At 69.6% G+C, this 9047-nt stretch carries 4 protein-coding genes; all 4 read right to left on the bottom strand.

Translation table 11 applies throughout. The annotated features are described in order from the left end of the window. Positions 1-829: 829 nt before the first annotated feature. Positions 830-1990, bottom strand: coding sequence for a VWA domain-containing protein (locus NA11_RS22790; protein WP_069163994.1), 1161 nt, complete (start codon positions 1988-1990; stop codon positions 830-832). Beyond that, positions 1987-4512, bottom strand: a complete 2526-nt coding sequence (locus tag NA11_RS22785) for a DUF5682 family protein (RefSeq protein ID WP_069164005.1) — start codon at positions 4510-4512, stop codon at positions 1987-1989. The genes NA11_RS22790 and NA11_RS22785 overlap by 4 nt, the downstream gene beginning before the upstream one ends. A gap of 438 nt (positions 4513-4950) precedes the next feature. Beyond that, positions 4951-6051 carry an ATP-binding protein gene (locus tag NA11_RS22780; protein WP_069163993.1) on the bottom strand — a complete coding sequence of 367 codons (1101 nt, stop codon included), beginning with the start codon at positions 6049-6051 and terminating at the stop codon, positions 4951-4953. Then, positions 6048-8921, bottom strand: a complete 2874-nt coding sequence (locus NA11_RS22775; RefSeq protein ID WP_069163992.1) for an SWIM zinc finger family protein — start codon at positions 8919-8921, stop codon at positions 6048-6050. Before NA11_RS22775 ends, NA11_RS22780 begins: the two co-directional genes overlap by 4 nt. Positions 8922-9047: the final 126 nt, after the last annotated feature.

The raw sequence follows: 9047 nt of genomic DNA, 5'->3' as shown, positions 1-9047 counted from the left end.
CCGTCCCGCTCGCCAGGAGACGTGAAACCCGCGGAGCAAAGCACACCTCCCCAAGATCCCCGAACCCCGAGACGGCCAACGCAAACCGTCCATCAAAGCCGGACTTACCCAGGTCTGGCAAAAGAGCGGAAAGATTTCCCCGGCTCTACGGTTGCCTACGCGAGTACGACATCTCGGTGTGTGCACCGGATTAGCGTGGTTGCTTCGCCTGCCGTACCCGGCTGACCTCCCGCAGTCGATCACGGGTTCTCTCGTTCCAGCCGGGTTACTTGGCTGTGGTCCGGTTTCGAGAGCTTTCAAGATCAAAGATTCTGCGCCGCGCACCTTTCGAGCTCCTGCGCAGCGAATCGCCGACGAAACCGTGTGCGGGAAGACGGGAAGTGCGCGGGAAGGCGAAAGGTGTGCGGGTGTGGGGGTTTCGCGATCCAAGACTTGGATTCGTGCTCTTTCTGTGGATCTGCGCTCGTTCTGGGCTGGCAGGGCACCGATGTCGCGACCGGGTTGCTGGTGCTGGCCGTGTTGTTGCATCCTCAGCTGCTCCCGCCTCGGCGACCGTATGGGGATCAACGGGTCCAGTCTCTTCTAAACCAATGATGACCAGCTGAAAACTTCTCGTGCGGCGAACCGTCGAACGAGCGGGGATGCCGCTGACTCTGTCGTACGATCGGCGGAGCTGTCTGTTCGCTCGTTCAGATAGGAGTCCCGTGGAACCCTTCAGCACTCTCGGCACCTTGCTCGGCATCGCCGTGACATTCCTCAGCCTGGTCCAGGGCATCGTCAGTCTGTCGGCCTGAGATCGCCCCGCCGCGATAGCGATCGGCGCACCACCTCAGCTGTGGCTGGTGTTGCGGTTGGCCCACGACTGGAGGTCGCCGTGGTCGAGGGCCACGGCGAGCAGGTCGGGGAATTTGTCGGGGGTGCAGGCGAACGCGGGGACGCCGAGCGCGGCCAAGGCTGCGGCGTTGTCGTGGTCGAAGGCGGGAGCGCCCTCGTCGGACAGCGCGAGCAGGACGACCACCTGGACCCCGGATTCCTTCATGGCGTTGACGCGGCGCAGCATTTCGTCGCGGACGCCGCCCTCGTAGAGGTCGGAGATGAGGACGAAGAGGGTGTCGGTGGGGCGGGTGATCAGGGACTGGGAGTAGGCGATGGCACGGTTGATGTCGGTGCCGCCGCCGAGTTGCGTGCCGAACAGCACGTCGACGGGATCATCGAGCTTCTCGGTGAGATCGACGACCTCGGTGTCGAACACGACAAGCGACGTCTTCAGCGAGCGCATGGAGGCGAGCACGGCGCCGAAGATCGAGGCATAGACGACGCTGGCCGCCATCGAACCGGATTGGTCGATGGCGAGCACGACATCACGCTGTACCGCTTGGGCTTTGCGCCCGTAGCCGACCAGCCGCTCCGGCACGACGGTCCGATGCTCGGGCAGATAGTTGGCCAGGTTCTTGCGAATGGTGCGGTCCCAGTCGATATCGCGCAGCCGGGGCCGCGAGATGCGAGCGGCCCGATTCAATGCGCCGGAGATGGCGGCGACGGTCTGCGCGGCGATGCGCTGCTCGATCTCGCGCACCACCTTCTCCACCACCAGACGCGCCGTGGCCTTGGTGGTTTCGGGCATCACCCGGTTCAGGCTCAACAGCGTGCCGACCAGATGCACGTCGGGCTCGACCGCCTCGAGCAGTTCGGGCTCGAGCAGCAGCTGGGTGAGGTTCAGCCGCTGCACCGCGTCGCGCTGCATCACCTCGACCACGGTGGACGGGAAGTAGTTGCGGATATCGCCGAGCCAGCGCGCCACCCGAGGCGCGGAACCCTGGAGGCCGCCGGACCGCTTGTCCGAGCTGCGCTCGTCGTCGTTGTACAGCGCGGACAGTGCCCGATCCATCGCCAGATCATCGGCGGAGCCGAGCCCGCCGAGGCCTTCCTCGGCAGCCGTGCCGAGGACCAAACGCCAACGCCGAGCCTGGGTTTCGTCGACAGTGTTCATACCGATACTCCTAGGATTTCCGCGGCGGTGCGCATGGCGATGCTGCCGCGCTCGAGATCGAACTGGCCGTCGGCGCTCGTGCCTGCGGCAGTCGAGACGACGCCGCCCTTGCGCACGGCCTGTCCGATGGCGCGTCGCTCACCAGGCTCGAACGCGCCGAAGGTGCGGCGCAGCAGCGGAAGTGTCTCGACGAACTGGTCCTCGCGCAGGTCACGCAGCCATGCGTCGATGAGGTGCAACAACTCTCGGTCGTGCACGAGCAGCAGGCCGCGGCCGCCGAGGAAGCCGTCCACCCACGCGGCCTTCGCCGCGGCGGTGTTGCCGACCGACAGGGCGGCGGAAAGCCTACGGGCGGAATCGATGTCGTCGATGATGCCCGCGTCGCAGAGCAGCCGGACGGCGCGACCGACGAGTGCGCCGTGCACGTCGTCCCGGTCGGCGAGCTTGCGCAGCGCGCCGAGCCATTCCGTGGTGGCCCAGCCGTCGTCGCGGGTGTGGACGGCGGTGTGTGCCGCGTCGAGGAGCGCGCGGAACTCGGTGGCCGCGTCGGTGTCGAGGCCGGTGACGGCGCCGGGGAGGCCAGCGCAGACGCGGACGAGCAGGCCGTCGGCGACGTGCGCGAGCGCCTTGGTGTCGGTGCCGCGGACATCGCCGTAGCGCAACGTCCTGATCAGGCCGGGCAGCGCGGCGAGCAAGTGGGTGATGTCGTGATCGAGGGCGGCCGCGGATTCCAGCCGGGTGATCAAACCATCGGTGGCGCCGCCGAGATCGGCAAGCAGCGCCACCTCGAGCGCGGCGGTCAGCTCGCCGACGGTGCTGTCCGCACGGCTCGCGGTATCCAAGATCTTCGCCTCGGCGGCGGTGCCGACGGTGGTGCCCCACCGCGACGCCTCGATGATCGAAATGGCGTACTCCGGACGCCATTCCAGCGTCCATGTCTCGCGGAAGGTGCCGGTACTGCGCACCTCGCTGGTGGTCAGCGTGCCCCACGGAATGTCGAGCACCCGCAGCCGATGCAGCAGGCGGGAGCGCTCGACCTCGCGCTCTTTACGCAGGTCCAGATCGATCGTCCGCGACAACGCCTCCTGCTTCATGCGCAGCGAACGGATCCGCGCACGCAGGTCGGCGTCCAGCGGCACGGTCGGCGTGCCCTCCGGCACGGTGCCGAGTGCCTCGCCGATCACGAGCTCGTTGACGACCAGCCGCAACATCGTCTCGTCGCCCGCGCACATCACCGCCCTGGTGGCCTCGGTGACTTCCGACAGCCCGGCCAGCGGGCGGCCGCGCAGCGCGGCGAGCGTCTCGGCGAGCCGGACCGCCTCGATGATGTGCGCGCTCGACACCGGCAGATCGTGGGCGCGCAGCACGCCGGCCACCTTCGTGAGCCAGCGGACGATCGGCCGCTCGGTCTCGGTGAACAGATGGTGATACCAGCCCGGCGAGGTGATGCCCGCCCCGTACCCCGAGGTCGTGGCGAGCCGCGAATGCGTCCACGGCACCCAGGTCAGCGTGGCTTTGGTCTTCGGAAGTCCTTTCAACAGCGCGGTATCCGCCGTCGCAGGTCCGAGCTTGCCCGCAAGTGCCGGTGCATGCCACGCGCCGCACACCACCGCAAGCCGCCGCGCGCCGTCCTTGACCGCCTTACGCATCGTCTGCCGCATGAACGCCTCACGCCGCAGCGTGTGCGCATCGATGCGGACAGGATCGAGCGGAACCGGCCCCGGCTCGATGACGTCGGCCACCGCCTCGGCCACCGAATCAGCCGCCGCGCCTTCCTCGTGGTCGCTGATCGCCGCCGGGTCCGCGCCGACGTCCCCGGCGATCGGGTCCGCGGATCGGTCTGCCCCTGAGCCGGATTCGATGGCATCCGAGCCCGCCGAGCCCGCCGAGCCCGCCGAGCCCGCCGAGCCCGCCGAGCCGGACTGAGGAGGGGACTGGTCTCGGCGGGAGAGTTCTCCGGCGGCCAGGCCCCGTGCGGGCTCGAGGTCGGGTATCGAGGCAGAGGTCGTGCCTGCGTGACCATCGTCAGCTGCTTCACGCAACGCCGCCATGGCCTCGGTGATGGCGTCGAAAGCCGCTGCGTCGGGAGTGGATTCGACGACCGCGTCCCACCAACGCTCGGCATCGTCGTAGCCGCCTGCCGCGGCCAGCGTGCTGAGCGGGTCGAACCGATCGCCCGGCTCGTCCTCGGCGGCGAGCACCGTGGTGGCCGGCAGGTCGCAGAAGCGCACGGGCACTTCGTGTTCCACGGCATATTGCAGTGCCTGCCACTCCGGCGAGAACACCGCGTAAGGCCAGAACGCCGCGGTTGCCGGCGTATCGGGCACGTAGGCCAGCAACGCGACCGGCGGTGCCATCCCTGCCGCAGCCACATATCCGACCAGCGGATCAGCATCGGCCGGACCTTCGATCAGAATGGTGTCGGGCCGAAAAGCCTCCAACGCCAACCGAAGCGACCTCGCCGACCCCGGACCATGGTGCCTGATCCCGAAGACCCGCGTCACCGAGCCGCCTTTTGCCACGCTGCCAGATGCCGTGACGACAGTCCCCGCGCCGTCCGGCGTGGTGCCAGCCGTGGCCGGGTCGGCTGTGTCTGTGCCGCTGGCCGTTGCTGGCCCGGCTGACTCCGTGCTGCTGGTCGCCGTGCCAGCTTCGTACGCGCCGGCGTTCTTCGTGCCACCTGGTACAGCGCTGCCGTACGTGGCTAGCCTCGCTGTGTCTGTGCCGCTGGCCGTGTCGGCTCCGACAGTTTCGGTGCCATCTGCCGCAGCATCGGTCGCGGCTGGGTCGCTCGCCGCTGCGCTGCGCGTTGTCGTGCCGTTCTCGGCCGCCGTGACGTTGTCTGCAGTGGTCATCGCGTCACCCCCTTCGTGCCTGACTTGTGTCGTGGTCCATTGCGCGGTCGACGGCACCTTGGGACTTCGGGTGTCGCCGACCGTGTTCGCCTGCGCTGTGCACGACTACCTGCTGACCTCGCGGCAGGCGCGGTAGAAGTCCGACCAGTCCGGGCGTTCGCGGACAACAGCTTCCAGGTATTCGGTCCAGACGACGGCGTCGGCGACCGGGTCCTTGATCACCGAACCGAGGACCGCGCCCGCGATGTCGGCGGCGCGCAGGATGCCGTCGCCGAAGTGGACGGACAGGGCGATGCCGTTGGTGATCACCGAGATCGCTTCGGCGGTGGACAGGGTGCCGGAGGGGGATTTGAGTTTGGTGCGGCCGTCGGCGGTGATGCCGGAGCGGAGTTCGCGGAAGACGCGCACCACGCGGCGGACTTCCTCGGCGGCGGCCGGGATTTCGGGGAGCTCCAGTGCCGCGCCGAGTTGTTCGACGCGGCGGCTGACGATGGCGACCTCTTCGTCTTCGCTGGCGGGCAGCGGCAGCACGACGGTGTTGAAGCGGCGGCGCAGGGCGGAGGACAGCTCGTTCACGCCGCGGTCCCGGTCGTTGGCGGTGGCGATCACGTTGAAGCCCTTGGTCGCCTGCACCTCCATGCCGAGTTCGGGTACCGGCAGCGTCTTTTCGGACAGCACGGTGATCAGCGCGTCCTGCACGTCGGACGGGATGCGGGTGAGCTCCTCGATCCGAGCGATCGCCCCGCCGCGCATCGCGGTCATCACCGGCGACGGCACCAGCGCGCCTTCGCTCGGCCCCTCGGCGAGCAGCCGCGCGTAGTTCCAGCCGTAGCGGATCGCCTCCTCCGCCGTGCCGGACGTGCCCTGGACGAGCAGGGTCGACTGCCCGCAGATGGCGGCCGAAAGATGTTCCGAAACCCAGGTTTTGGCGGTGCCTGGCACGCCGAGCAGCAGCAGGGCCCGGTCGGTCGCCAGCGTCGCGACCGCGACCTCCATCAGCCTGCGTGGGCCAACGTACTTGGGGCTGATCACCGTGCCGTCGTCGAGGGTGCCGCCGAGCAGGTAGGTGACCACCGCCCAGGGGGACAGTTGCCAGGACGGCGGACGTGGGCGATCGTCGATGGCCGCGAGGGTGCGCAGTTCCTCGGCATAGGCCTGTTCGGCGTGCGGACGCAGCAGGTCGGGCGTCACGTCGGTGGTGGTCATTGCAACTCCTCGAGCATCATCGAGCGGTGGGTGAGGTCATGGGCGAGCTGATCGAAAGCCCGCTCCCAGGCGGGATCGTCGCAGCGGCGGGCCACCACGGCGGCGGCGTCCGCGGCGACGAGCGGAAGGTGCACCGAGGCGGTGGCCAGCAGCGAGCGGTGCGCGTTCGGGGTGTTGCCGTGTGCTTCCGGCCGCCGCGCCGCGGCGCGGGCCCGTTCGAACAGCAACAGGATCAGGTGCTGTGCCAGCGGTTCCGGCCACGGATGACCCACCGCGGGCAGCAGCGCCTCGATCTCGGAGAGCCAGGAGCCGTCCAGGTCGAGCAGGTGCCTGGTCCGATCGGCCTGCGGGAGCAGCCCGAACAGCTCGCGTCGGCGCAGCATGGCGAGATCGGTCGGCACGCCAGCGTCGAACAGCACCCTGGCCCAAGCCGAATCCTGCTGTGCCAGCGTCGCGTCCACCCAGCCGTCGAAGATCGGCTGGCGGAAGCGTTCGTCGATCTTCGCCTTGACGGCTTTGTCCGGTGCACCGAGGACAGTCGACCAGTGGCGCAGCGGTGTCGCCGCGACCAGCTGGCGCAGCCGTCCCGCGGTGGTGTCCGGTGCGCCGCCCCAGCGGTAGGTGAACTCGACGCTGCGGTCGGCGATGCCGTCCCGCTTGGCGGCGGCGTCCATCGTGTCCGGAAGGGCGACAACGAGTTCCGCGTGCATCCTGCGGTGTTCGACGCGAATCCAGTCGCCTGCGCGTCGCACGATGCGGTGCGCGAACGCCGAATCCGGCAGCAGGGGCAGCAGGCTTGCCGCGGTGCGCCGGACGTCGGCGCGCCGATCGTCCAGGCCGGCCTCCAGCAGTGGCTCGTCGGCGGGCGAGAGCCCATCGGCGAGGAGCGCGAGCAGCTCGGCTTTCAGCGGCCCCGACTCCTTCGGCCATGCGGTGGTGAGGGTTTCGCGGGCCGCGGCGGCGTCGCTGTGCCGCAGCGCGGCCAGCCAGGCGCGTCGCTCGGGCGGCTGCCCGAACTGCCAGACCTCCGCCGTCGGCGTCGCGGCAGGCTGCTGTCGGATCAGGTTGCGCCAGTCCGGATGCTGGCCTGCCAGCCAGCGGCCTCGGGTGCCCGCGAGCCGCAGCAGCGGCTCGCGGAGTTCCGCGTTGCTCTTCGCGTGGTCGAGCAGCTGTCCGCAGAGCGCGTCGGGCGCGCGGTAGTCGTGCGGCTGTGCGGCGGCGAACCATTCGGGCAGGAACGCGGACCGCTCCTGCAGCATGCGGGCGAGCCGGGCCGCGGCGGGACGCGGCAGCAGCCTGCGGGTGTCGTCGTCGGCGGGCGCTGGCGAGGTCACCGTGGTCGCGTGGACGCCGCCGCGCGCGAAAACGTCTTGGAGCGCTGCGGATTCGAGCAGGCGCAGCGCCGGATCGGCGGTGAGCAGCGCGGTGGCGTTCGCCACGGGCGCCGCGAGGCCTGTCTGGTCGGGTGCCCGGCGCGCGGTGCCGAGCAGCGCGACGGAGGTGAGGTCCGCGATGTTCGAGGCCTGCGCCGCATGGGCATTCGGTGCATTCCGGCCTGCCGCATCGAGCCTGGCCAGATCGATCACGTCGCCTGCGCTGAACACCGAGATCGGGTGCAGGCCCGCGCCGGTCCACTCGGCGGTGATCGTCACCGGATGTCCGCCGGACACCCCGAGCAGCCGCCACGGTTGTTCGGACGGCGCGACAGGCAGTGCGGTCCCGTCGGATTCGACGATGTACCAACCATTTTCGGTGCGCACCGGCACCACCTCGGCGAGCAGCACCGGCCAGCCGCGCAGCCACGGATCGGCGCCGAGCGCGACGGCGTGCTCGGCGAGCGCGGCGGCGACGGTGCCAGGCCGATCCTGGTCGACCGGCAGTGTGGTGAAAGGAGTTGCTGCCCCGTGCCGTTCGCCCCACAGCGCGCGCAGCGGTGCGGCGCCTGGGTAATAGTGCAGGTCGGCGTCGGCGAGGAAACCGAGCGTCGGCACGTCCGCCGGAAAGGCGGGCGACCCGAACGAGTGGTCGACCACCAGCGCCCAGCGTCGAGATTCGCGGCCGTACAACCAGGTTCGCCGGGTATAGAGGCGTTCCTCCTCGGTGATCCGGAGGCCGAGCACCTGCCACCGATCCCGGACGGCGGGTTCGGTGCGCACCGCCTCGGCCGGATTCGGATAGCCGACATGGGTGCGGATGCTGGCGCGCAGCTCCGCAGACACCTCGTCCAGCCGTCGATGCGCGGCGATCAGCAGGTGCAGCCGCGCATACTCGCCAAGCACGGCATCCGGCCAGTCGGCCCTGGTCGCCACGGTGGTCGGCAGCTGACGCAGCGCCGAGGCGACACCGGGTGCTTGCGCATCGACCATCCTGGCCGCGATCGTCTCGAAGGCACGGAACGAGCGGTCGGTCTGCGCGAGCCCGGTGCGGATCTGATCGCCGAGCCAGACATCGAGTTCTTCCAGCCCGGCGGTGACCCGCACCCGCCGCTGTTCGGCGGTCGCCGGATTCGACGTGCGGGTCGCGGTTTCCGCCGCGGGCTTGGTTGCCCGTGCGATCCGGCCGTCGATCCAGGTCGCCGCGTAATCGGCGATCTCGGGCGCCTGCTCGACCCGGCCCATCGCCCATTCCAGCAACAGCGACAGCGCGTGCTTGCACGGAAACTTGCGGCTGGGACACGAGCACTTGTACGCGGGCCCGGCCAGATCGACGATCGTCTGATACGGCTTGGCGCCGCTGCCCTGACACAGTCCCCACAGCGCGGTCTCGTGCTGCCCGGCGCCGCGCCAGCGGCCCGCCAGCTTGCGCGCGGCGGACAACGAGCTCGCATCCGGCGCGAGCGCCGTGACCTGGTCCTCGCTCCAGCGCGTCATCTTTCCCCCGTTCCTCGGTTGACCGGATTTCTACCCCAGGCCACCGACAAGTGCCGCGCCGCCCCCCGGGTGGTTCACACGGAAATTACTGCGCCGCCAGGGGATTCGATCGCAAAAACATCTTGC

Source organism: Nocardia altamirensis NBRC 108246 (assembly GCF_001612685.1).
In the GTDB taxonomy this organism is placed as follows: domain Bacteria; phylum Actinomycetota; class Actinomycetes; order Mycobacteriales; family Mycobacteriaceae; genus Nocardia; species Nocardia altamirensis.
The sequence above is the reverse complement of the archived record's forward strand: the minus strand, read 5'-3'. Positions and strand labels throughout refer to the sequence as shown.